This window comes from Aeromonas sp. 1HA1 (assembly GCF_029237385.1).
GTDB lineage: Bacteria > Pseudomonadota > Gammaproteobacteria > Enterobacterales > Aeromonadaceae > Aeromonas > Aeromonas popoffii.
The window spans coordinates 1-22,178 of sequence record NZ_JAACGC010000054.1 but is presented as its reverse complement, the minus strand read 5'-3'; the positions used below and the strand labels follow the sequence as shown (position 1 = coordinate 22,178).

The following is a 22,178-nucleotide window of genomic DNA, read 5'->3' as shown; positions in this document are numbered from 1 at the left end:
GCCTGTCAGTAATTGATGCTGACGTAGGGCACTTCTTCCACCTGCCACAGCTGCTTGAGGTAGACGGTCAGCACGAAGAAGAAGTTGGCCAGCAGGTTGGCGAAGCGATAGAGGATGGGATCGAAGCGGACACCGCTCTCCTCGAGGCGCACCAGCAGACGAACCACCTTCTTGCTGCCGCAGCGGCACAGGTGCAGGGTGGGAATGGGCTGGGGCCCCTGGGGCAGCACGAAACCCGTGACCCGGCCACGGCTCGCCTCGTTGTAGTGGTCATACCGTGTTTTCAGCCACGCCAGATCCTCTTCAAAAATACCGAGCTTGCCACGTACCGAGCCGTTGAGGTTGTAGATAAGCCGCTGCAGGGCCCCCAGATCGGTCACCACCTCCCGGGTCCCCTCTGCCAGTGGCAACTGGGCGAGCACGGCCCCCACCTGACAGCAGAGCTCGTCGGTGGCGATCTCGTAATCACACTGGAACTGGGTTTCGAAGATGAAGGGGTAGCAGAGCTCGCGCTTGTCTCTGGGCTTCTTGGGGTTCATAAGGTCGCCGGATTGGGAAAAGAGCCAGTTTGCCAGCCCCCGGGGGAGCTGGCAAACGGCAGGTCATGGCTTGCGTTGCAGGCTGGCGGCTCAGACGCGCTTGCTGGTGGGCTCGGTCGCAGGCTGGAACTGGCCTATCATTCGCAGCGCCTCCAGCATCCGCTGGTTGAAGCTGGTAAAGCTGTTGGCCTGGGCCGGTTCGCTCTGGCCGCGGGCCGCCAGCACCGCAGGAGTCAGTGCCTGCTGCTGCGATTTCGGCAGCAGGGCATCCGCCTGTTGCTGCACCTGATCGAGCTTGGGCAGATAGTCCGCCAGCGGCTTGAGGAGATCCTGCAACGAGCTGGCCCCCTGGTAGGTCTGGCTCAGCTTGACGCTCTGCTTGAGCTTGAGGGAGTAGGAGGCGAGCTGGCTGTCATCCAGCTTCAGCTCGCCCGCCTTTTTCAGCAGATCATCGAAATTGCCGGAGAAGAAATTGCCCGCCAGATCGTCGATCCCCTTGACCAGCTTGCCGATGGAGTCCATCTCCTCGCTGCTGAGATCCCCTTCCAGCGAGAAGCTGAAGCTCTGGCTCGACTTGAGGCTGAACTGGCTGCCGCTGTCGTCTTTATGTGACTTGATCTGCCAATTGTCATTGAAGCGCAGCACTACCTTGTCGCCATCCTTGGTCTGGATCTCAAGCGATCCCTGCTGGCGACTGGCCATTTCGGCCTTCCCCATGTCGATGGAAGAGACCTTGCCGAAGAACTCTTTCTCGAACTGATCGAGCCCCTTCTGGATCAGCTTGTAGCTCTGATCTATGCCCGTCTTGATGTCTTCGTTATCGGTAGCCCAGTCACCCAACTGCTTGCGGGCATCACCAAAGCCCTTGTCCACTCCTTTGCGGGCCTGCTCCATCATACTGGTCAGGTCGTCGTCGGATTTGCCATCGGCCCGCGCGGCGCCAAGCCGCCCGGTGATGAACTGCAGCACATTGTCCGCCACCGACTGGAAGTCGAACAGTGTCTCCGGCGTTATCTCCTCGGGCTCTTTTGCCTTCGGAGCCTGATAACCCTGGCCATTGATCTCCAGCGCAAACTGCAACGCCTGCTGCACCAGCACCTGCGCCCATTTGGGCGGCTTGTGCAGGGAGACCTCCTCTGCGCTGCGGGTCTGCTTCTCTTGTGCCTGTTGGGGTGCCTTGGGCGAAACGCCCACTCCCTTGGGTTGGGCTGAGCCCACGCCGTCGATTTGCATAATGTGTCCTCCCACCATGCCTGTAGATCAGGTATCGGCCTGACTGAACACTTCTTGACCACAAAATACTGGACAATCTGCAACGGCCTTTTAAAATCCACACCCTTTGGGTGGCCCGTTGCCTTCCCCCGATTTCGACCCGGCCCGGCCGGCGTGCATGTGAGGTAAATCATGACCCAATCCCAGCGGACTCCCGCCGATGCTCAACCCCAGCGGGCTGTCGCCAATTCTCAGGCCCTGCGGACCCCCGCCGACTATCAGGCCCAGCTCGATGAGAAGAGCGAGCGACTCACCCAGCTGTTTACCGGGTTCAATCCTCCCGCGCTGGAGGTGCATGCCTCCCCCGCCGAGCATTACCGGATGCGCGCCGAATTTCGCATCTGGCACGAGGGGGATGACCTCTTCCACTGCATGTATGCACCGGCCACCAAGGAGATCATCCGGGTCGATCACTTCCCCACCGCCAGCCTTCTGATCAACCAGCTGATGCCGCTGCTGCTGGCAGGGCTGCGCCCGCACCCCGTGCTGCGCCGCAAGCTGTTCCAGATCGATTACCTCTCCACCCAATCCGGCCAGCTTTGCGTCAGCTTGCTCTATCACCGCAAGCTGGAAGCCGAGTGGCAGCAAGCCGCCGAGACGCTGCAAGCCGATCTGCGGGCTCAGGGGTTCGACCTGCGGCTGATTGGCCGCGCCCACAAACAGAAGATCTGCCTGGGTGAGGAGTTTGTCATCGAGCGGCTGACAGTGCAGGGCCGTGAGCTCACCTACAAGCAGGTGGAGAACAGCTTCACCCAGCCCAACGCCGCCATCAATGAGCAGATGCTGGGCTGGGCGCTGGATGTGACCAGGGGGAGCGAGGGAGATCTGCTGGAACTCTATTGCGGCAACGGCAACTTCTCCATCGCCCTGGCCCAGAATTTCCGCAAGGTGCTGGCCACCGAGATTGCCAAGCCGAGCGTGGATTCCGCCCAGTTCAACATCGCCGCCAATGGCGTCGACAACCTGATCATACTGCGCATGTCGGCCGAAGAGTTCACCATGGCGATGCGCGGCGAGCGGGAGTTCAACCGCCTCAAGGGGGTCGATCTCAAGAGTTACCAGTGCAACACCATCTTCGTCGACCCGCCCCGCGCCGGTCTCGACGATGCCACCGTCAAACTGGTGCAGGAGTACGACAACATCCTCTACATCTCCTGCAACCCGGAGACACTGCAAGCCAACATGCAGCTGCTTGGCGAGACCCACGAGATCGCCCGCCTCGCCCTGTTTGACCAGTTCCCCTGGACTCATCACATGGAAGCCGGGGTCTACTTGAAGCGCAAGGCAGGCTGATTCGGCGGGTCTCCACGACCAGCATGACAACAGGGCCTGCGGGCCCTGTTTGATTAGTTATCCCTGTGCACGCCGGGCCGGGAGCCGTTATGCTGGCGGCACGCGCATCCGCGCCACAGCCTGGGTGTCACGCCACAATGCAACGCATTCTTTTTGTTGAAGATGATCCCGAAATAGGCCAGCTCATCAGCAGCTGGCTTGTCCGCCACGACATAGAGGTGCTGCTGGAGCCCAGAGGTGACATGGCACTTGCCAGAATCGAAGCCGAGCAACCAGACCTTGTGCTGCTCGACATCATGCTGCCTGGGCAAGATGGTCTCTCCCTGTGCCGGGATCTGCGGCCACGCTTCAAGGGCCCCATCGTCATGCTCACCTCCCTCGACAGCGACATGAACCAGATCCTGAGCCTGGAGCTGGGAGCCAACGACTACATCCTCAAGACAACGCCGCCCCCTGTGCTGCTGGCCCGGCTGCGGGTCCAGTTTCGCCAGCAGGGTCAGACACCGCAAGCAGCCGTGGCCAATACGCCGCCCCAGCGCCTGCAGTTCGGCCGCTTGCGGATCGACGGGCCGGGTCGGGATGTGCGCCTCGATGGCGACAGCATCCCCCTCTCCACCGCTGACTTCGACCTCTTGTGGGAGCTGGCCTGCCATGCGGGCCAGATCCTGGGACGGGAGGCGCTGTTTCGCAGTCTGCGTGGCCGCGACTACGACGGTCAGGACCGCAGCATGGATGTGGTCATCTCCCGCCTGCGCCGCAAGCTGGGGGATGACAGCAACAACCCGACCCGCATCAAGACGGTGCGCCAGAAGGGCTATCTGCTGGTGCCCCACGCCTGGGAATAATAGGGCCATCCGCCACTGACCACGGGAGAGCACACCCAATGCGCCGTCTGTTTATCCAGTTCTACCTGCTGCTGATCGGCTGTTTCACCCTGGCCATACTGCTGGTCGGCTTTGTCTATCAGGTCAGCGCCGAGCGGGCAGGCGACCGCTATCTGGAGCGGATGATGCAAGGCTCCCTCGGCCTGCTCACCGGCGAACTGGCGCGATTGCCGCCTGAGCACTGGCCCGCGCGCATGGGGGAGCAGAGCCGCCAGCTCACCCTGCCGCTGCAGATCGGCGCTCTCGCCAACCAGCCGCTGGCCAAGGAGGATCAGGCCTTTCTCGAGGCGGGAAACATAGTCATCGTCGAGGGGGATGACACCTTCCTGCAGCGCATCCCGGGCACCGATCAGGTGCTGATCGTCGGCCCCGTGCCCTATCTCTCCTATCTGCACGAGCTGCACTGGGTCGATGTGGGGCTACTGCTGGCCATCGGTCTCTCCCTCGGTCTGCCCATACTGCTCTGGCTGCGCCCGCATTGGCGTGGTCTGCAACGGCTCGAACAAGCCGCCCGCCGGGTTGGTGACGGGGATCTCTCCAGCCGCACCGGCCTGCCCGCCGGCAGCAGCCTGGGCCGGGTGGGTCGCACCTTCGATCAGATGACGGAACAGCTGCAAGCCATGCTGGCCACTCGCAAACAGCTGACCGATGCCATCGCCCACGAGCTGCGCACCCCGCTGGTCAGGCTGCGCTACCGGCTCGCCATGCTGGATCCGCAGCCATCGGCAGCGGAACAACAGGGGCTGGAACGCGATCTGGGGGCACTGGACGCCCTCATCGAGGAGATGCTCACCTACGCCAGGCTGGATCGCCCCGAGCTGCCGCTGCAATACAGCGAACTGGAGCTGACCAGCTGGGCCGGCAGCCGCCTCCCGGACTGGCAAGCGCTGCGGCCACAAACCCGGCTCGAATTCAGTCGTCCCGCACATCCCCTGCGCTGGCACGGCGATCCCCGCCTGCTGGACCGGGCGCTGGAGAACCTCATCGGCAACGCCCTGCGCCACGCCACCAGCCGGGTGACCCTCGCCATGAGCCAGCAACAGGATCACTATCTGCTGGAGGTGGTCGATGACGGCCCCGGCATAGATCCGGCGCTGGCACCCCAGATCTTCGAACCCTTCATGCGCCTGGATCAAAGCCGGGATCCCCGCACCGGCGGCGCTGGCCTCGGCCTCGCCATCGTGCGCAGCATAGCGCGCCACCACGGCGGTGAGGTGCAGCTGCTGCCCAGCGCGGTCGGCGCCCGCTTCTGCCTGACGCTACCTGTACATTTGGATACAAACCGTCACCAGCCACTCACTGAAGCGCCAGCGGAACGGCCTTAGGATGACGTCATGGAGCAACGCTCCATGTCATCAACCCGAATGAGGAACTGGAATATGAACAAGCTGATCCCCCTGAGCCTGGCCGCAGTCTTCGCCCTGACCTCCGGCTTCACCATGGCCGCCACTCCCACCAAGGCCGCCGCCCCCGAGGCGACCCCGACCAAGGTGGTGAAAAAGCATCACAATGCCACTCATGCCAAAGCACCGGCCGTCCAGGTCGCCCCCAAGACCAAATAACGACATATCAAGCTTCCTGTAACAAAAAGGGGCCCAATCATGGGGCCCCTTTTGTCGTGGTCGGTATAGCGCCGACGACTTATTCCAGCATGTAGTCTGCCGGCAGCGCGATGCGCGCCACGCCGGAGGCTACCGCCGCCAGCGCCACAGCGCGGGCCACCCGTGGCAGCAGGCGGGCATCCATCGGCTTGGGAATGACGTAATCCTTGCCGAAGGAAAGCTCGCTCACCCCGGCGGCGGTCAGCACCTCGGCCGGCACCGGCTCCTTCACCAGACCACGGATCGCCTCCACCGCAGCTATCTTCATGGCATCGTTGATGCGGCTGGCGCGGGCGTCCAGCGCGCCGCGGAAGATGAAGGGGAAGCAGAGCACGTTGTTGATCTGGTTCGGATAATCCGAACGGCCCGTGCCCATGATGAGATCATCGCGCACTGCGTGGGCCAGGGACGGCTTGATCTCCGGGTCCGGGTTGGAGCAGGCGAAGATCACCGGGCGCGGCGCCATCAGGGCAACCGCTTCGGCGGGCAGCACATCCGGGCCGGAGACACCGACAAACACATCCGCCCCTTCAATGACATCCATCAGGGTGCGCAGCGGGGTGTCGTTGGCGAAGCGCTGCTTGTACTGGTTCAGATCGCTGCGGCCTGTGTGAATAACCCCCTGGCGGTCGAGCATGAAGATGTTGTGTGGCGCAGCACCGCACTTGATCAGCAAGTCCATGCAGGCGGTGGCTGCAGCCCCGGCCCCCATGCAGACGATGCGACTCTGTTCGATGCGCTTGCCCTGCACTTCCAGCGCATTGAGCAGACCGGCAGCTGTGACGATGGCGGTACCGTGCTGGTCATCGTGGAACACCGGGATGTCGCAACGGGCGATCAGCGCCTCTTCGATCTCAAAGCACTCTGGCGCCTTGATGTCTTCCAGGTTGATGCCACCGAAGGTGTCGGCGATAGCCGCAACCGTGTCGATGAACTGCGCACTGGTCTCGTGCTTCACCTCTATGTCGATGGCATCTATGCCGGCGAAGCGCTTGAACAGCAGGGCCTTGCCCTCCATCACCGGCTTGGACGCCAGCGGGCCCAGATTGCCCAGTCCCAGGATGGCGGTACCGTTGGAGATGACGGCCACCAGGTTGCCCTTGCCGGTATAGCGGTAGGCATCGGCCGGATTGGCGGCAATCTCGCGCACCGGCTCGGCCACACCCGGGCTGTAGGCCAGCGCCAGATCGTGAGCTGTCTCGGCGGGCTTGGTGAGGGCGATGGCAATTTTGCCCGGCACAGGCTGGGCATGGTAATCGAGTGCTTGTTGACGAAGATCGGACATGGGGGACCCCGATACGGAAGTGAATAGAGTGGTGCATGGGCTCGCCAGCGGGCGAGGGCTGGGGATCATAAAGAAAACCATCGCGCTTTCACAGAGGAAAGTATCGTTTTGCCGCCACTGACAAGCCAGTAATTAGCATGTCACACCAATCACTAATACCCATTTAGTTATAGATATGGTTTCACTCCGTCACAGGGATGCCCGCTTTCAGCTCTGCCTGTCTGGCGATGGCCTCAGTCATCCCCTGGAAGATGAAGAGATGGAATGGCAGCATGGCGAGCCAGTAGGCCAGCCCCCAGGCGCCCTGAGGATGCCAGTGAGCCGTCACCTTGATGCGGGTCAGGCCGGACTCCTCCGGCAGTATGTTGAACGCCAGCCGCCCCACTCCCGGGGCCTTCATGTTGAACAGCAGATCCAGCCTGCGTCCCTCGTCGACCCCGAGGATCTGCCAGGAATCCAGCATGTCCCCCTTCACGAAGCGATCCGGGTTAGTGCGGCCACGGGTGCGGGCCGGGCCACCGATCAGGTGATCCATCCACTCCCGCACCACCCACAGCTCGTTCATGTAGAAGTAACGCTGCTCGCCCCCCAGCTGCTGCAACACCTGCCACACCACCTCTGGCGAGGCGAGACAGATGGCCTCCCCGCTGGCGGTGCGATCATAGAAGCCGTACTCGGGATGGCGCCAGCGCAGCCCCAGCGGCGTCTCCAGCCCCTGCTGCTCGGCCCCCAGTTTCTGCTCCAGCGCCAGGCTCTCCCCGAGCGCCTCGTCGAAGCTGAGCAGGGTTTGTGGCAGCAGGGCCCGCAGCGGGCCGTCATCGGCCGGGATGTCGTGCTTGAGGCCGCCCACCAGCGCCTTGGCCACGGGTTGCGGCACAGAGGTGACAAATTGCAGCCACCAGGCGGAGAGCCGCGGGCTCAGAAACGGGATGGGGATGATGGGGCAGCGCTTGCCGATATGGGCGGCGAACTTCTGCAACTGCTGCTGATAGCTGAGCAGCTCGGGGCCAACGGCGTTGAGCACCTGACCATCCACCCCCTCGACCTCCACCAGCCCGCCCAGATAGTGCAGCAGGTTGGAGAGCGCTATGGGCGGTGTGCGAGAGCGTACCCACTTGGGCGTGACCATCATGGGCAGGTTGAACACCAGATCCCGCATCACCTCGAAGGCGGCCGAGCCCGGCCCTACGATGATGCCGGAGCGCAGCTCCACCGTCGGCACACCGGAGTCACGAAACAGCTCGCCACAATGGCGGCGGGAGTTGAGATGACGGCTATTGCAACGCTCGGGCTGGATGGCCCCCAAATAGATAATGCGGCGCACCCCGGCGGCGCGGGCGGCGGCGGCGAAGTTCTTCACCCCCTGCTGCTCCAGCCGGTGAAAATCGGCGCCAGCCCCCATGGCGTGCACCAGATAGAAGACGGTGTCTATGCCCGTCAGCGCGGGCAGCAGTGTGATGGGCTTGAGACTGTCGGCGAGGCGAAATTCCACGCCCGGCGGCAGACGACAAGGGCGACGAGCCCCGGCGATCACCCGATAACCCAGCCCTTGCAGGTGGGGCACCAGGTAAGACCCTATATACCCCGCAGCTCCCATCACCAGACATGTGCGCATCTGTTCTTCTCCCATGATTGAGCCAACACCATAGGGCAAACCGCTTCAATACAAAACGCCAACCAATAAAAAAGGCGCCCGATGGGCGCCTTTTTCAGAATTCTTCAGAAGCAAGATTACTTCTTGGCAGTCAAGCCACCGAAACGCTTGTTGAACTTGTCTACGCGGCCGCCGCTAGAAACTTCTTTCTGCTTGCCGGTGTAGAACGGGTGGCATGCAGAGCACACGTCCAGGTTCAGATCTTTACCCAGGGTAGAGAAAGTGTTGATCACATTACCGCAGGAGCACTTGCAGGTGATGGCTACGTAGTTAGGATGAATACCAGCTTTCATGGACAACCTCAATTATCAGGCCGTGTCGCTATCCGATCTTCTGTCGGACACCACACGATTGTTGAACACAGTTTCAAAGGCTGCGAATAATATAGGAAATGCCTGAGATCAGGCAAGTGGCTTCGCAGAAAAAATAGGCAATCCCTGGTGAATTCTTCCCAAACGCTGGATCTGGTTCGTGTGGCTGTGCCGGTACCGTTACGCCGTCACTTCGACTATCTCTCTCCCTTGCCCCTGCCTGAGCCCGGCTGTCGGGTCGAGATCCCTTTCGGTCCACAGACCCTGGTCGGGTTGGTGGTGGAGCATCCGACCGACAGCCTGGTGCCCCGCAACAAGCTCAAGCCCATCAAGCGAGTGCTTGATAATTCCCCCGTGCTGGGGCCGGACATACTGGCGCTGATGGCCTGGAGCGCAAATTACTACCAGCATCCGCTAGGGGAGGTGCTGCCTCACGCCCTGCCGGTGCTGGTGCGCAAGGGGGAGCCCGCCGCCTACCGGGAGCTGGAGTTCTGGTTTGCCACCGAGGCCGGCATGGCGATCGATCTCAACGAGCTCAAGCGTGCCGCCAAGCAGCAACAGGCCCTCGCCTTGCTGCGCAAGGGGCCGCAGACCCCGTCAGCACTCAAGCAGGAAGAGATCCAGAGCGCGGCACTCACGGCGCTGGAGAAGAAGGGGCTGTTGGAGAAGCGCAGCCTGGAGCCGAGCCATGACGGCGACTGGGCGACGTCTTTTGACGCGGGAGAGGGGCTGCGACTCAACAGCGAGCAGGCGCTGGCGGTATCCGCCGTCACCAGCCAGAGCAACCAGTTCGGCGCCTTCCTGCTCGATGGTATCACCGGCTCCGGCAAGACAGAGGTGTACCTGAGCATTCTCGAGCCCCTGCTCAAGGCGGGCAAGCAGGCGCTGGTGATGGTGCCGGAGATCGGCCTCACCCCCCAGACCATCAACCGCTTCCGTCGCCGCTTCAAGGTGCCCGTGGTGGCGATGAACTCGGCCATGAACGATCGGGAGCGGCTTGACGCCTGGCTCGCCTGCCGCGATGGCGGCGCCGCCATCCTGATCGGCACTCGCTCCGCCGTCTTCACCCCGTTCAAGAACCTCGGCATCATCATCATCGACGAGGAGCACGACGGCTCCTTCAAGCAGCAGGACGGTTTTCGCTACCACGCGCGAGATCTGGCGGTGATGCGGGCCCATCGCGCCGGTATCCCCATACTGCTCGGCTCGGCCACCCCCTCGCTGGAGACGCTGCACAATGCCCGCAGTGGCAAGTATCACCACCTCAGCCTGACGCGGCGCGCCGGCAACGCCCAGACCGCCCGCCAGGTGATCCTGGACATCAAGAGCGTGCGGCTGCAGGCCGGGCTCTCCCCCCAGCTGGAGCAGCTGATGGCGGAGCACCTGGCGGCAGGCAATCAGGTAATGCTGTTTCTCAACCGACGCGGCTATGCCCCGTCGCTTATCTGCCACCAGTGTGGCTGGAGCGCCGCCTGCGAGCGCTGTGACGCCTGGTACACCTGGCATCAGGCAGGGCGACGACTGCACTGCCACCACTGCGACAGCGTGCGCCCCCTGCCCCACAACTGCCCCGAGTGCGGCAGCAACGAGCTGATCGGCTCGGGAGTGGGTACCGAGCAGCTGGAACAGCTGCTCACCACGGTTTTCCCGCACTACCCCGTGGTGCGCATCGATCGGGACAACACTCGCCGCAAGGGGGAGCTGGAGACCCATCTCGGCGACATCAAGGCGGGCAAGTACAAGATCCTGATCGGCACCCAGATGCTGGCCAAGGGGCACCACTTTCCGGATGTAACCCTGGTGGGCCTGCTGGATGTGGATGGCGCTCTGTTTTCCGCCGATTTTCGCGCCGCCGAGAAGTTGGCCCAGCTCTACACCCAGGTGGCGGGCCGCGCCGGTCGCGCCAGCAAGCCAGGGCTGGTGGTGCTGCAGAGTCATCATCCGGAGCACGCCCTGTTGCAGGATCTGACCCAGAACGGTTACGGCCACTTTGCCGACACTGCGCTGAAAGAGCGTCGCCTGCTGGGGTTGCCGCCATTTAGCTATCAAAGCTTGTTCCGTGCTGAGGCCACGGGCCGCGACGAGGTGCAGTTGTTCCTTACCCGCCTCGCCGATACCCTGCGCAGCGCCCACTATCCCCATCTGCAGGTGCTGGGGCCCATCAGCGGCTTTATGGAGCGCAAGGCGGGCAAGTTCCGTATGCAGTTGCTGGTACAGGGGCCGAACCGGGCACCGCTGGCCCAGCTGCTGGATTGGGCGGTGAAGGAGCTGGAGGGCTGGCCGGAGACCAAGAAGGTGCGCTGGAGTCTGGATATAGACCCCACTGAGCTGAACTGAGCCAGTTCACCTGCCGCTCAGGCGCTGGCGGCAACTCGCCAGCAGTGGTGACTCGCCATCGGCACATAACACGGCCAGGGCCAGTGATCTGGCCTGCTCCAGCGCCAGCGGCTGCTGATAGCTGTGAGCCATCACCACAGCTCCCTCCAGCAGCAGGCAGATCCCGGTGGCTTGCAAGAGGCTGCACCCGAGTTGCTCCCTGACCCAGTTCAGCAGCACCTGCTTGTGTGCCACCACCAGCCTGCGGACCGGATGACGCGAGTCGGCAAACTCGGCGCTGGCATTGATGAAGTTGCAACCATAGAAGTCGCTACGGCCAAACCACTCCCCGAATCCGTCGAACAGGGCGTGCAACCGACTCTCCCTCCCCTCCAGACCTGCCTGCTTCGCATCGAGCAGGGCGAAGAACTCCTGCTCGCGGGAGAGCAGTACAGCCTCGATCAAGGCATCCTTGGTGGGAAAATGGCGGTAGAGGGTTCGCTTGGTGCTACCCGCCTCCGCCCAGATGCGATCTATGCCGGTTGCGTGAAAACCATGACGATTGAACAGACGATAGGCGGTTTCCATCAGCTGCTGCCGTTTTTCACTCACGTCATTTTCCCCTTGAAGTACACCGATCTGTCTACCTAATGTGCCTAATCACGTCAGACAAACCAAGAGGGAAACGTGATGACAAAATGGCATGACCCGTTATGGGCAGGAGTGGGCGCTGCACTGGCGATCGGGGTGTTGGGCTGGCTGAACATCAGCTGGCACACTGTCCTGATCATGGCGCCCTTCGGAGCAAGCTGCGTGCTGCTGTTTTCACTGCCCGCCAGCCCGCTGGCCCGCCCGAACAATGTGCTCGGAGGCCACCTGCTGACAGCCACGGTCGGCTTGCTGGTACAGTCGCTCCCCTTGCCGCTGGAGCTGCAACTGGCATTGGGAGTGGGTCTGGCCATCACCTTGATGCACCGAATGGCGCTCATACACCCTCCCGCCGGTGCCAACCCCCTGCTGATACTGATGACGGGACAGGAGTGGCCCTTCCTGTGGCAAACCGTGCTGCCCGGTGCCTTGCTCCTGATCCTGCTGAGCCACGGCTTTCAGCGGTTGAGGCTGTGGCAACTCAAGGCCATATAAACAACAAGGGAGGCCGTGCCTCCCTTGTTGTGATTCACACCAGTACAGTTACTTGGCGGCCAGGGAGACACCTTCAAGCCGCACTTCCACCCGACGATCCGGTGCCAGACAGGCGATCAGCTCAGACCTGGAGTTGCTGGTGCAGTTGTTGCCGGTCACGGGGTAGGACTTGCCACGCCCCTCGACCCGCACCCTGTCGGCAACCAGTCCCCGGGCGATCAGGTAGTCGGCCACGCTGCGGGCACGCTGCTCCGACAGGGTCTGGTTGTGGGCATGGGAACCTAGGCGGTCGGTATGCCCGATCACAGTCGCCTCACCATCCTTGGGATTGGCGGCAACTATCTGGCTGAACAGGGTATCGAGCGCCTGACGGGCAGCTGGCTTCAGGGTGGCCTTGTTGAACTCGAACAGCACGTCCGAGCTCAGGCTGAACTGCCGGGTGACGACCACGGCAGCAGGAGCTGGCGCCACGGCGGGTGCCGGGGCCGGGGCCACTACATCCCTCCCATGCTGACCGAAGCGGTAGAGCATGCCGACGGAGAGCAGACCGTTATCCATCTCAATGCCGGAGCGATCGAGGGAGGTATCCCCCAGCGGCGTTGTGTACTGATATTCGATGCGGGCGGCCCAATCACGCTCAATCGCATATTCAGCCCCCAGCGCCCCGACAAACACGGCCCCATGATTGTTGCCGGTCTCCTTGATAAAACCGGTCGTAGTCTGGGCCGACAGCTCGCTATTGGTCCAGGCATAACCACCACCGATCCGGCCGTAGAGATCCAGCACATCATTGACTGGGAACCCTATTTTCATGGTGGCCTGGAGCATCTGATTTTTGGCTTCCTCCTCCACCCTGATCCCACTCAGATAACCGGACGAGGTGTACTTGCCGAGCCAGTCATAGCCGAACTCGAAACCCAGGTTGGGGTTGAGCTGATAACCGGCGAACGCCCCCAGCCCGAGTGCATTCTTACTGGTGCTGATGTTTTGCCGCGCGCCCAGGGGATCCGAGACAACCTGCTTCTGGTCGATGTCGAAGTACCTGGACCAACCGGCCTTGCCGCCGGCATACCAGGTGTTGTCCTGGGCGGCTGCCTGCACGGCCCCCGTCGTAAGCAGGCCGCAGACCAGCACGGCAAGTATCGATTTGTTCATGGTGAAAGCCTCTGCAATGAGTCGTTATGCGCTTATCTTCCCTGATGGGGCGAATCCGGTACCGTTCGTCAGGTTATCCCATCTATCACCGGCCTCAAATGACTTGGGACTCAATAGTGTGAAGCTGCCGACATTTCCGACTGGAAAAACGGCGCAGATGCAGAATCGTCGTAGGGAGCGGCAGGTAGCACCCGCAGCAACCGGGCCCAATAAGTTGCCCTGTTCGCCAACCGCCACGGCCGCAAAAAAAGAGGGAGGCTTGCGGCCTCCCTGCTTGTGTTCTGCTCATCATCAGCTGGCCAGAAACAGCCGGTAGGCGGGGTCGTCGCTCACCTCTTTCCAGCCGTAACCAATCTCGCGCAGGTAGTCGTGGAAGGCTGCCACGTCTTCGTCTGGCAGCTCAAAGGCACACAACACCCGGCCATAGTCAGCGCCGTGGTTGCGGTAGTGGAACAGGCTGATGTTCCAGCGACAGCCCAGGGTCTCGAGGAAGCGCATCAGGGCGCCCGGTTGCTCCGGAAACTTGAAACTGTAGAGACGTTCACCGAGGGGCCGGGCCGGGCGGCCGCCAATCATGTAGCGCACGTGGTTCTTGGCGAGCTCGCTCTCGGTCATATTGACCACCGGATAGCCATTGCCGCCGAGCTGATCGATGATCTGGCCCAGCTCCTCGTCGCCGCCGGTGAGGCGCACCGAGACAAACAGCGAAGCTTGAGCCGCATCCGAGTAGCGGTAGTTGAACTCGGTCACCATGCGGGGCCCAAGCTGACGGCAGAAGTCGAGGAAAGCCCCTTTGCGCTCGGGAATGGTCACCGCCAGCATGCCCTCGCGCTTCTCGCCGATCTCGCAACGCTCCGACACGTAGCGCAGGCTGTGAAAGTTGACGTTGGCACCGGACAGAATGGCCGCCATCCGCCCGCCCTTGACCTGCTCCCGCTCGCTGTAGGCTTTCAACCCCGCCAGCGACAGGGCGCCCGAGGGTTCGGCGATGGCGCGGCAGTCATCGAAGATGTCTTTCAGTGCGGCGCAGATCTGGTCATTGGAGACGGTCACCACCTCGTCCAGATACTGGTTGCAGAGCCGGAAGGTCTCCTCGCCGATGCGCCTGACCGCCACCCCGTCAGCAAACAGCGAGACCCGCTCCAGATTGACCGGCTCGCCCGCCGCCATGGCCGCCTTGAGGCAGGCAGAGCCCTCCGCCTCCACCCCAATCACCTTCACATCCGGCAGCAGCTGCTTGATGTAGACCGCCACCCCGGCGGCCAGACCACCGCCGCCCACCGGCACGAAGACGTGGGTGAGGTGAATGTCCTGATCCAGCAGCTCCTTACCGATGGTGCCCTGCCCGGCGATCACCTCGACGTCGTCAAACGGCGGTATCAGGGTGTAGCCCTCCAGCTCGGCGAGGCGGCGGCTCTCGCCGTAAGCCTCGTCGAAGCTGTTGCCAAACAGCATGACGTTGCCACCCTGACGGCGCACCGCATCGATCTTGATGTCCGGCGTGGTCTTGGGCATCACTATGATCGCCTTGATGCCAAGCTTGGCCGCCGACAGGGCGACCCCCTGCGCATGGTTACCGGCAGAGGCAGCGATGACACCGTGATCCTTCTGCTCCTGGGTCAGGGTAGCGATCTTGTGATAGGCGCCGCGCAGCTTGAAGGAGTGGACCGGTTGCAGATCCTCCCGCTTCAAACTGACATGGTTGCCGAGCCGCTCGGACAATTTTTTAAGGGTCTGCAATGGTGTCACCCGCGCCGCCTCATAGACGGGGGAGAGCAACACCTTGCGCAGATAATCAGCCGCAGAGACCATTGTTTACTCCTCCAGCTTGCTGCGGTCACGCACCGCGCCCTTGTCAGCGCTGGTGGCGAGCATGGCGTAGGCGCGCAGGGCAAAGGAGACCTGACGCTGACGGTCGAGCGGCTTCCAGCCACGGGCTTCCACGGCAACACGGCGGGCGGCCAGCACGCTGTCGGCCACCTCCAGCACCATGCTGCGGGCCGGAATGTTGATGTTGATGATGTCGCCATCCTCCACCAGACCTATGGTGCCGCCGGAGGCAGCCTCCGGCGAGACGTGACCGATGGAGAGACCCGAGGTACCGCCGGAGAAGCGGCCATCGGTGATCAGGGCGCACTGCTTGCCCAATCCCATGGATTTCAGATAAGTGGTGGGATAGAGCATCTCCTGCATGCCTGGGCCCCCTTTGGGCCCTTCGTAGCGGATCACCACGACTTCACCGGCCTTGACGGTACCGTCCAGAATGCCGGCAACCGCCGTGTCCTGGCTCTCGAATACCCGGGCCGGGCCACGGAAGCAGAGGTTCTCGTCATCCACACCGGCCGTCTTGACGATGGCGCCATCAAGCGCCAGGTTGCCGGAGAGCACGGCGAGGCCGCCCTCCTGGCTGTAGGCATTTTCCAGCGAGCGGATACAGCCTTCGGCGCGATCCACATCCAGCTCGGGCCAACGACAATCCTGGCTGAATGCCTTGGTGGTGCGGATCCCGGCCGGCCCGGCGCGATAGAAGTCCACCACCTCCTGGCTCGGCTGGCGGCTGACGTCATATTCGTTGAGCAGTTCGGCCAGGGAACCACCCAGTACGGTGCGGGTATCCCCGTGCACCAGTCCCGCTTTTTCAAGCTGGCCCAGAATCGCCACCACACCACCGGCGCGGTGTACATCTTCCATGTGGTACTTCTGGGTGGAGGGCGCCACCTTGCAGAGCTGGGGCACCTTGCGCGACATGCGATCGATATCGGCCATGGTGAAGTCCACCCCGGCCTCCTGCGCCGCCGCCAACAGGTGCAGCACGGTATTGGTGGAGCCGCCCATGGCGATATCCAGCGCCATGGCGTTCTCGAACGCCGCCTTGGTGGCGATATTGCGCGGCAGGGCGGTCTCGTCATCCTGCTCATACCAGCGCTTGGCCAGCGTCACGATGCGCTGGCCCGCCAGCTTGAACAGCTGCTCGCGGTCGCTGTGGGTCGCCAGCATGGAGCCGTTGCCCGGCTGGGAGAGGCCCAGTGCCTCGGTCAGGCAGTTCATGGAGTTGGCAGTGAACATGCCGGAGCAAGAGCCGCAGGTGGGGCAGGCGCTGCGCTCCACCTGTTCGCTCTGGGCATCGGACACCTTGGGATCGGCACCCTGGATCATGGCATCCACCAGATCCAGCTTGATGATCTGATCCGACAGCTTGGTCTTGCCCGCCTCCATGGGACCGCCGGAGACGAAGATCACCGGGATGTTGATGCGCAGGGCAGCCATCAGCATCCCCGGGGTGATTTTGTCGCAGTTGGAGATACAAACCATGGCATCGGCGCAGTGGGCGTTGACCATGTACTCCACCGAGTCGGCAATCAGCTCCCGCGATGGCAGGGAGTAGAGCATGCCGCCGTGGCCCATGGCGATGCCGTCATCCACAGCGATGGTGTTGAACTCTTTGGCCACCCCGCCCGCAGCTTCGATCTCGCGGGCCACCAGTTGCCCCAAGTCCTTGAGATGCACGTGACCCGGCACGAACTGGGTGAAGGAGTTGACCACGGCGATGATGGGCTTGCCAAAATCCTGATCGGTCATGCCGGTGGCACGCCAGAGGGCGCGGGCCCCGGCCATGTTACGTCCGTGGGTGGTGGTGGCGGATCTCAACTTCGGCATTATCTCTACTCCCTGAATGCCCATATGGGCTCGATGCGTTATGCGGTGATGATACGAGTGGATCGGAATCGATCCTGGTGAGGACTCCACTGGGCAGCCCTCACCGGAAGCGACTCGGGGAGGCATGACACCTCCCCTCTCTCATCAGTCGTGAACTGGCGTCAGCCAGCCCCACTTGTCCTCGGTCTGACCGTTGAACAGGCCAAAGAAGGCGTTTTGCAGCTGCTCGGTCACCGGGCCACGGCTGCCAGCGCCGACCTTCATCCGATCGACCGAGCGTACCGGCGTCACTTCGGCGGCGGTGCCGGTCATGAAGATCTCGTCCGCCACGTAGAGCGCCTCGCGGGGCAGCGCCTGCTCACGCACCTCGTAACCCAGATCACGGGCCAGCGTCATGATGGTGTCGCGGGTGATGCCGGGCAGGATGGCGGCGGTGGCGGGCGGGGTAAACAGCACGCCATTCTTCACCAGGAACAGGTTCTCCCCCGCCCCTTCGCTCAGGTAGCCGTTCACATCCAGCGCCAGCCCCTCGGCGAAGCCGTTGCGTTTGGCCTCGCGACTGATGAGCTGGGAGGAGAGGTAGTTGCCACCCGCCTTGGCGCCAGTGGGGATGGTGTTGGGGGCGAGCCGGTTCCAGGAGGTGACACAGACGTCCACCCCGTTTTTCAGCCCCTCTTCACCCAGATAGGCGCCCCACGGCAGGGCGGCCACCATCAGATCAGCCTTGGCATCCAGCGGTGGATGCAGCCCCAGCCCCACGTTGCCGACAAAGGCCAGCGGGCGCAGATAGCCGCTCTTCAGGCCGTTCTCGCGCACCACGGTGCGGCAGGCTTCATTCACGTCGGACTCGCTGTAGGGCACGTCCATCCAGTAGATTTTGGCTGAGTCGAACAGGCGGCGGGTGTGCTCCTGCAGACGGAAGATGCAGGTGCCTTTGGGGGTATCGTAGGCACGCACCCCCTCGAACACCGAGGAGCCGTAGTGCAGGGCGTGGCTCATGACGTGTACCTGGGCATCCTGCCAGGGCACCAGTTTGCCATTGAACCAGATGTATTGCGGGTGAGTGGCGGATTGGGAAGACTGTGACATTGACGTTGCTCCTTAAGCTCTGATCCGGGGTTGCTGTTCCAGTGCATCGACCCGGGAGACGTCCACCAGCTTCACCAGCTGGCTCCACAACTGCTGGATGGGACGAACCGACTCGACAGTAACCGTGATCCGCAGCTGTTGGCAATCCTGCTCCGCTCTCGTTTCCATACTAAGAGCGCAGAGATTGAAGCCACGGTGACGCACCACCCGCAGCACCCGCTCCATCACTTCGGGTCTGGGCTGGGCGTGGATATGCAGGGTGTGTTGTTCAAATGCTGGCTGTGCAAGGGTGTGCGGGCTCATGGGCGTTGCTCCATCATCTTGTGGTTGGCGACTCCCGGCGGAACCAGGGGCCAGACGTTTTCTTCCTCTGAAATAGCCACATGCAGCAGATAAGCGCTTTCGCTCTTCAGCAGGCGGTCGAGGGCACCGGCTATCTGCTCCTTACATGTGATGGTCTCACCCGGAATGCCGAAAGCGGCAGCCAGGGCGACGAAATCGGGGTTGTCGGAGAGGATGGTCTCGCTATAGCGGCCGTCGAAGAACAGCTCCTGCCACTGGCGCACCATGCCGAGGCGCTGGTTGTCCAGCAGTACCATCTTCACCTTGAGCTGGGCACGGCGGATGGTGCCAAGCTCCTGCACGTTCATCATGAAAGAGCCGTCACCGCTCACCAGCACCACTTCATCCTCCGGTCTAGACATCTTGGCGCCGATGGCGGCGGGCAGACCGAACCCCATGGTGCCGAGACCGGCGCTGGAGAGGTGATTGCGCGGGCTGGTGAAGCGCATGTGCTGGGCCACCCACATCTGGTGCTGACCCACATCGCAGGCCACCACGCTGGTCTCCGGCAGCCGGGCGGAGAGCTGCTTGAGCAGCGCCGGAGCATAGATAGGCTGACCGGGATGGTCATAGCGAAAGGCATACTCACGGGCCATGTTCGCGCAGTGCTCACGCCATGGGTCGATGGCGAGAGGCTGCCCAAGCGCTGGCAGCACCAGCTTGAGATCCGTAGTGATACCCACCTCGGCGGCGCGGCGCTTGCCAAATTCGGCGGCGTCCACATCGAGATGGATCACTTTCGCCTCGGGGGCAAACTCCTCCAGCTTGCCGGTTACCCTGTCGTCGAAACGGGCTCCCACCACCACCAGCAGATCGCACTGCTGCACCGCGTAGTTGGCAGCCTTGGTGCCGTGCATGCCGAGCATGCCCAGATAAACGGCACTATCGGGATCGAGCGCACCAATCCCCTTGAGGGTAGTGACCGCAGGCATGCCGGTGACGGCAGCAAAGTCGCGCAGTTGCTGCTCGGCATTGGCCATACCCACCCCGCCACCGACGTAGAGCACCGGGCGCTCGGCAGCGGCGATCAGAGTGCGAGCAGCGGTCAACTCCGAGGGATTGAGCGCCTCTGGCTCTTCCACCGCAAACAGCGGGCTCTGGGCCAGCACGGCAGCAAGTTGCACATCCTTGGGAAAATCGATCAACACAGGCCCGGGGCGCCCTTCACTGGCGATGGCGAAAGCCTCTGCCAGCACTCGCCCCAGATCGGCGGCATCGGTCACCATGAAGGAGTGCTTGGTGCAGGAGAGGGACATGCCGAGCACGTCGACCTCCTGAAATGCATCGGTGCCGATGGCGGCACAGGGCACCTGACCACTGATGGCCACCAGCGGCACAGAGTCGAGCAGCGCCTCCGCCAGACCGGTTACCAAGTTAGTTGCGCCGGGCCCGGAGGTGGCGATGCAGACACCCACCTGACCGGAGGCACGGGCATAACCCACCGCCGCCATGGCGGCCCCCTGCTCGTGGCGGCAGAGCTGATGGGCCAGACCCCCGTCATACAGGGCGTCGTAGACCGGCATGATGGCTCCGCCCGGGTAACCAAACACCTGGGTCACACCCTGTTTCTTGAGAGCCTGTACCAAAAACTGCGCGCCGTTCATGTGGAAAATCCTGTCCTGTAGTCGAAAAAAAACCCCCGAGCGGTGAGGCTCGGGGGTCGCTTGTTTCGTTCTGTCCGGTGGTGGGTCTATCCCTTGTTCCGTGCAGCTAAACGAGCCCCGAGCGGTGAGATAATAATCACCACTAGGACCACAATAATGCTGACGAAACGGGAGGCCATGTTCATAGTTACAACCGGAAATCCTGTGAAATTGGGGCGGTTTGCACCGCGAATGGCTATTAGAACTAGCATGGTGATTTTTATTGGGCAAGCCTTTTTTCTGTGACAACCCACTGATTTTGGCTATTCCCCAGCCGGAACCCTGGAATAAAAAACCAACAATAAGCCGTTAGTCAGAACATATATCAACTCAAGGACGGGATTTATGTCATTAGCTGTGGTTTATAGCCGTGCCAGCCTCGGGATCGCGGCACCACAAGTCACGGTGGAAGTTCACCTCTCCAACGGCCTGCCCGCCTTCAACATGGTCGGCCTGCCGGAAACCTCGGTGAAAGAGTCGCGGGATCGGGTGCGCAGCGCTCTGCTCAACGGCAACTTCGAGTTCCCGAGCAAGCACATCACGGTCAATCTGGCGCCCGCCGATCTGCCCAAGGAGGGAGGCCGTTTCGATCTGGCCATCGCCATCGGCATTCTCGCAGCTTCCAAGCAAATCCCCGCAAAATACCTGCTCGATCACGAATTTTTGGGGGAGTTGGCCCTGACCGGCGAGATCCGTCCCGTGCTTGGGGTGCTGCCCGCCGTGCTTGCCTGCCGCGATGCGGGGCGCACCCTGCTGGTGCCGCGAGAGAACGGCCCGGAAGCCTCGCTGATCCAGGATGCCGAGGTGCGCACCGCCCACCAACTGCTGGCCGTCACCGCCTGGCTGGCGGGACAATACGAGCTGCCGCTGCCGGCCCCTCAGACCACGGATGCCCTGCCCGACGTGCCGGATCTGCAGGATGTGATCGGCCAGTCACAGGCCAAGCGGGCGCTGGAGATCGCCGCCGCAGGCAGCCACAACCTGCTGTTCATCGGCCCGCCCGGCACCGGCAAGAGCATGCTGGCCAGCCGCCTGCCCGGCATTCTGCCGCCACTCAGCGAGCAGGAGGCGCAGCAGACCGCCGCCATCCACTCCATCGGTGGCCTGACCCCGCGCGCCGGTCACTGGCACCACAGACCCTATCGCACGCCCCATCACAGTGCCTCCGCCGTGGCGCTGGTGGGCGGCGGCAGCCACCCGCGCCCCGGCGAAATATCGCTGGCTCACAATGGCGTGCTGTTTCTCGACGAACTGCCGGTATGTATATATTGTCTATTACATGGACAAATTTTATCTATGCATATCAACAACATACGTAAATCCACTTAGAATATCGTATGGACATTTATGTACATATTAATATTTAAATCTATCAACAATATGTACATGTGGGCGAGTAATAGAGTTTCATAACAGATCTGGCGGTAGGCCAACGTTTCATGATGCGCAATGACGAATCCAGGAGGACGGAATGAAGAGTACTGAACAATGGAGCAGCTTTGATGCGGCTGACGACTTGGCCACCGAGGCCGACATGGTTGCCTATCTGAAGGCAGCTCTTGAAGATGGTGATCCGGCGCTGCTAACTGCGGCGCTTGACGATGTGGAACGTGCTCGCGCCAAACTGGGTGGCCAACCGCGCTACACGCTGGAAGAGCTGCTGGCTCAGTGTGACCCCAGCGCCACCGCAGCAAGTGAGATTGATTGGGGTTCAGATGTTGGATTGGAACGCTTTGAGTAACTACTGCTATCTGATCCGCGGATTGTAAGATGATTTACCGCCATAACATTTTTTGCATATCTCGCGCTCCTGCCCATCTATTGTTCGATGAAATGTCTTCTGCCGGTGCATTGATAATGGGTGCTTTACAGTAAGCGCCCCTGAATCAGCACCTGTTTTTACTGAGATCACCTCGGCACACTGAAACCCATCGTATCTACGTTGGGATTTCCGCTATGACCACTCAAGAACGCGTTGATTTTTGGCAGCGCCA

At 62.1% G+C, this 22,178-nt stretch carries 19 protein-coding genes and 1 pseudogene; 8 read left to right on the top strand and 12 right to left on the bottom strand.

Features of this window, described 5'->3' with window-relative positions; translation table 11 throughout:
* Positions 1-5: 5 nt before the first annotated feature.
* Both GWQ22_RS15710 and GWQ22_RS15705 read right to left on the bottom strand, forming a co-directional pair.
* Positions 6-539: an ATP--cob(I)alamin adenosyltransferase gene (locus tag GWQ22_RS15710; protein WP_275930884.1), complete on the bottom strand. Its 534-nt coding sequence runs from the start codon at positions 537-539 to the stop codon at positions 6-8.
* 90 nt (positions 540-629) lie between these two features.
* Complete coding sequence (locus GWQ22_RS15705; protein ID WP_275930883.1) at positions 630-1,772, bottom strand: DUF5610 domain-containing protein; 1,143 nt, start codon at positions 1,770-1,772, stop codon at positions 630-632.
* A gap of 171 nt (positions 1,773-1,943) precedes the next feature.
* On the opposite strand from GWQ22_RS15705, the gene trmA reads away from it, so the two are divergent.
* The 4 genes from trmA (at position 1,944) to GWQ22_RS15685 (ending at position 5,550) form a co-directional block, all read left to right on the top strand.
* Positions 1,944-3,104 carry a tRNA (uridine(54)-C5)-methyltransferase TrmA gene (gene trmA / locus GWQ22_RS15700; RefSeq protein WP_275930882.1) on the top strand — a complete coding sequence of 387 codons (1,161 nt, stop codon included), beginning with the start codon at positions 1,944-1,946 and terminating at the stop codon, positions 3,102-3,104.
* A 137-nt stretch (positions 3,105-3,241) separates the two neighbouring features.
* Entirely contained in the window at positions 3,242-3,949 is a 708-nt protein-coding gene (gene rstA / locus GWQ22_RS15695; RefSeq protein ID WP_275930881.1) for a two-component system response regulator RstA, read from the top strand.
* A gap of 38 nt (positions 3,950-3,987) precedes the next feature.
* Positions 3,988-5,313, top strand: coding sequence for a two-component system sensor histidine kinase RstB (gene rstB / locus GWQ22_RS15690; protein ID WP_275930880.1), 1,326 nt, complete (start codon positions 3,988-3,990; stop codon positions 5,311-5,313).
* 54 nt (positions 5,314-5,367) lie between these two features.
* Complete coding sequence (locus GWQ22_RS15685) at positions 5,368-5,550, top strand: hypothetical protein (RefSeq protein ID WP_042035898.1); 183 nt, start codon at positions 5,368-5,370, stop codon at positions 5,548-5,550.
* A gap of 79 nt (positions 5,551-5,629) precedes the next feature.
* Here GWQ22_RS15685 and GWQ22_RS15680 read toward each other — a convergent pair whose 3' ends face one another.
* The 3 genes from GWQ22_RS15680 to rpmE form a co-directional block, all read right to left on the bottom strand.
* Positions 5,630-6,874: a malic enzyme-like NAD(P)-binding protein gene (locus tag GWQ22_RS15680; RefSeq protein WP_042035897.1), complete on the bottom strand. Its 1,245-nt coding sequence runs from the start codon at positions 6,872-6,874 to the stop codon at positions 5,630-5,632.
* A 181-nt stretch (positions 6,875-7,055) separates the two neighbouring features.
* Positions 7,056-8,489 (bottom strand): DUF2867 domain-containing protein, encoded by a 1,434-nt coding sequence (locus GWQ22_RS15675; RefSeq protein ID WP_275930879.1) that lies wholly within the window; start codon positions 8,487-8,489, stop codon positions 7,056-7,058.
* A 116-nt stretch (positions 8,490-8,605) separates the two neighbouring features.
* Entirely contained in the window at positions 8,606-8,821 is a 216-nt protein-coding gene (gene rpmE, locus GWQ22_RS15670) for a 50S ribosomal protein L31 (RefSeq protein ID WP_042035896.1), read from the bottom strand.
* Positions 8,822-8,968: 147 nt separating this feature from the next.
* Between rpmE and priA the strand changes: the two genes are divergently transcribed.
* Positions 8,969-11,176, top strand: a complete 2,208-nt coding sequence (gene priA / locus GWQ22_RS15665) for a primosomal protein N' (RefSeq protein ID WP_275930878.1) — start codon at positions 8,969-8,971, stop codon at positions 11,174-11,176.
* A gap of 6 nt (positions 11,177-11,182) precedes the next feature.
* On the opposite strand, the gene GWQ22_RS15660 is transcribed toward priA, so the two are convergent.
* Positions 11,183-11,767: a TetR/AcrR family transcriptional regulator gene (locus GWQ22_RS15660; protein ID WP_275930877.1), complete on the bottom strand. Its 585-nt coding sequence runs from the start codon at positions 11,765-11,767 to the stop codon at positions 11,183-11,185.
* A 135-nt stretch (positions 11,768-11,902) separates the two neighbouring features.
* Between GWQ22_RS15660 and GWQ22_RS15655 the strand changes: the two genes are divergently transcribed.
* Entirely contained in the window at positions 11,903-12,298 is a 396-nt protein-coding gene (locus GWQ22_RS15655; RefSeq protein ID WP_275930888.1) for an HPP family protein, read from the top strand.
* 48 nt (positions 12,299-12,346) lie between these two features.
* On the opposite strand, the gene ompA is transcribed toward GWQ22_RS15655, so the two are convergent.
* The 6 genes from ompA to ilvG form a co-directional block, all read right to left on the bottom strand.
* Positions 12,347-13,453, bottom strand: a complete 1,107-nt coding sequence (gene ompA, locus GWQ22_RS15650; RefSeq protein WP_275930876.1) for a porin OmpA — start codon at positions 13,451-13,453, stop codon at positions 12,347-12,349.
* A 291-nt stretch (positions 13,454-13,744) separates the two neighbouring features.
* On the bottom strand, positions 13,745-15,265 hold the full coding sequence (ilvA, locus tag GWQ22_RS15645) for a threonine ammonia-lyase, biosynthetic (protein WP_042035892.1): 1,521 nt from the start codon (positions 15,263-15,265) through the stop codon (positions 13,745-13,747).
* Between the two features lie 3 nt (positions 15,266-15,268).
* Entirely contained in the window at positions 15,269-17,110 is a 1,842-nt protein-coding gene (gene ilvD, locus GWQ22_RS15640; protein WP_042035891.1) for a dihydroxy-acid dehydratase, read from the bottom strand.
* Between the two features lie 144 nt (positions 17,111-17,254).
* Positions 17,255-18,199, bottom strand: coding sequence for a branched-chain amino acid transaminase (locus GWQ22_RS15635; RefSeq protein ID WP_275930875.1), 945 nt, complete (start codon positions 18,197-18,199; stop codon positions 17,255-17,257).
* 12 nt (positions 18,200-18,211) lie between these two features.
* Positions 18,212-18,502 (bottom strand): acetolactate synthase 2 small subunit, encoded by a 291-nt coding sequence (ilvM, locus tag GWQ22_RS15630; protein WP_275930874.1) that lies wholly within the window; start codon positions 18,500-18,502, stop codon positions 18,212-18,214.
* Positions 18,499-20,145, bottom strand: a complete 1,647-nt coding sequence (gene ilvG / locus GWQ22_RS15625; protein ID WP_275930873.1) for an acetolactate synthase 2 catalytic subunit — start codon at positions 20,143-20,145, stop codon at positions 18,499-18,501. Before ilvG ends, ilvM begins: the two co-directional genes overlap by 4 nt.
* 384 nt (positions 20,146-20,529) lie before the next feature.
* Between ilvG and GWQ22_RS15620 the strand changes: the two are divergent.
* Positions 20,530-21,441, top strand: a pseudogene (locus GWQ22_RS15620) (YifB family Mg chelatase-like AAA ATPase); the annotation flags it as partial.
* A gap of 214 nt (positions 21,442-21,655) precedes the next feature.
* A complete protein-coding gene (locus GWQ22_RS15615; protein WP_275930872.1) occupies positions 21,656-21,925 on the top strand; it encodes a hypothetical protein in 270 nt (89 codons plus the stop codon).
* The last annotated feature ends 253 nt before the right edge of the window (positions 21,926-22,178 follow it).

Bases quoted from the DNA above. Each gene is read 5' to 3' on its own strand.
- GWQ22_RS15710 (WP_275930884.1), bottom strand. From the start codon at position 539: ATGAACCCCAAGAAGCCCAGAGACAAGCGCGAGCTCTGCTACCCCTTC.
- GWQ22_RS15705 (WP_275930883.1), bottom strand. From the start codon at position 1,772: ATGCAAATCGACGGCGTGGGCTCAGCCCAACCCAAGGGAGTGGGCGTT.
- trmA (WP_275930882.1), top strand. From the start codon at position 1,944: ATGACCCAATCCCAGCGGACTCCCGCCGATGCTCAACCCCAGCGGGCT.
- rstA (WP_275930881.1), top strand. From the start codon at position 3,242: ATGCAACGCATTCTTTTTGTTGAAGATGATCCCGAAATAGGCCAGCTC.
- rstB (WP_275930880.1), top strand. From the start codon at position 3,988: ATGCGCCGTCTGTTTATCCAGTTCTACCTGCTGCTGATCGGCTGTTTC.
- GWQ22_RS15685 (WP_042035898.1), top strand. From the start codon at position 5,368: ATGAACAAGCTGATCCCCCTGAGCCTGGCCGCAGTCTTCGCCCTGACC.
- GWQ22_RS15680 (WP_042035897.1), bottom strand. From the start codon at position 6,874: ATGTCCGATCTTCGTCAACAAGCACTCGATTACCATGCCCAGCCTGTG.
- GWQ22_RS15675 (WP_275930879.1), bottom strand. From the start codon at position 8,489: ATGCGCACATGTCTGGTGATGGGAGCTGCGGGGTATATAGGGTCTTAC.
- rpmE (WP_042035896.1), bottom strand. From the start codon at position 8,821: ATGAAAGCTGGTATTCATCCTAACTACGTAGCCATCACCTGCAAGTGC.
- ompA (WP_275930876.1), bottom strand. From the start codon at position 13,453: ATGAACAAATCGATACTTGCCGTGCTGGTCTGCGGCCTGCTTACGACG.
- ilvA (WP_042035892.1), bottom strand. From the start codon at position 15,265: ATGGTCTCTGCGGCTGATTATCTGCGCAAGGTGTTGCTCTCCCCCGTC.
- ilvD (WP_042035891.1), bottom strand. From the start codon at position 17,110: ATGCCGAAGTTGAGATCCGCCACCACCACCCACGGACGTAACATGGCC.
- GWQ22_RS15635 (WP_275930875.1), bottom strand. From the start codon at position 18,199: ATGTCACAGTCTTCCCAATCCGCCACTCACCCGCAATACATCTGGTTC.
- ilvM (WP_275930874.1), bottom strand. From the start codon at position 18,502: ATGAGCCCGCACACCCTTGCACAGCCAGCATTTGAACAACACACCCTG.
- ilvG (WP_275930873.1), bottom strand. From the start codon at position 20,145: ATGAACGGCGCGCAGTTTTTGGTACAGGCTCTCAAGAAACAGGGTGTG.
- GWQ22_RS15615 (WP_275930872.1), top strand. From the start codon at position 21,656: ATGAAGAGTACTGAACAATGGAGCAGCTTTGATGCGGCTGACGACTTG.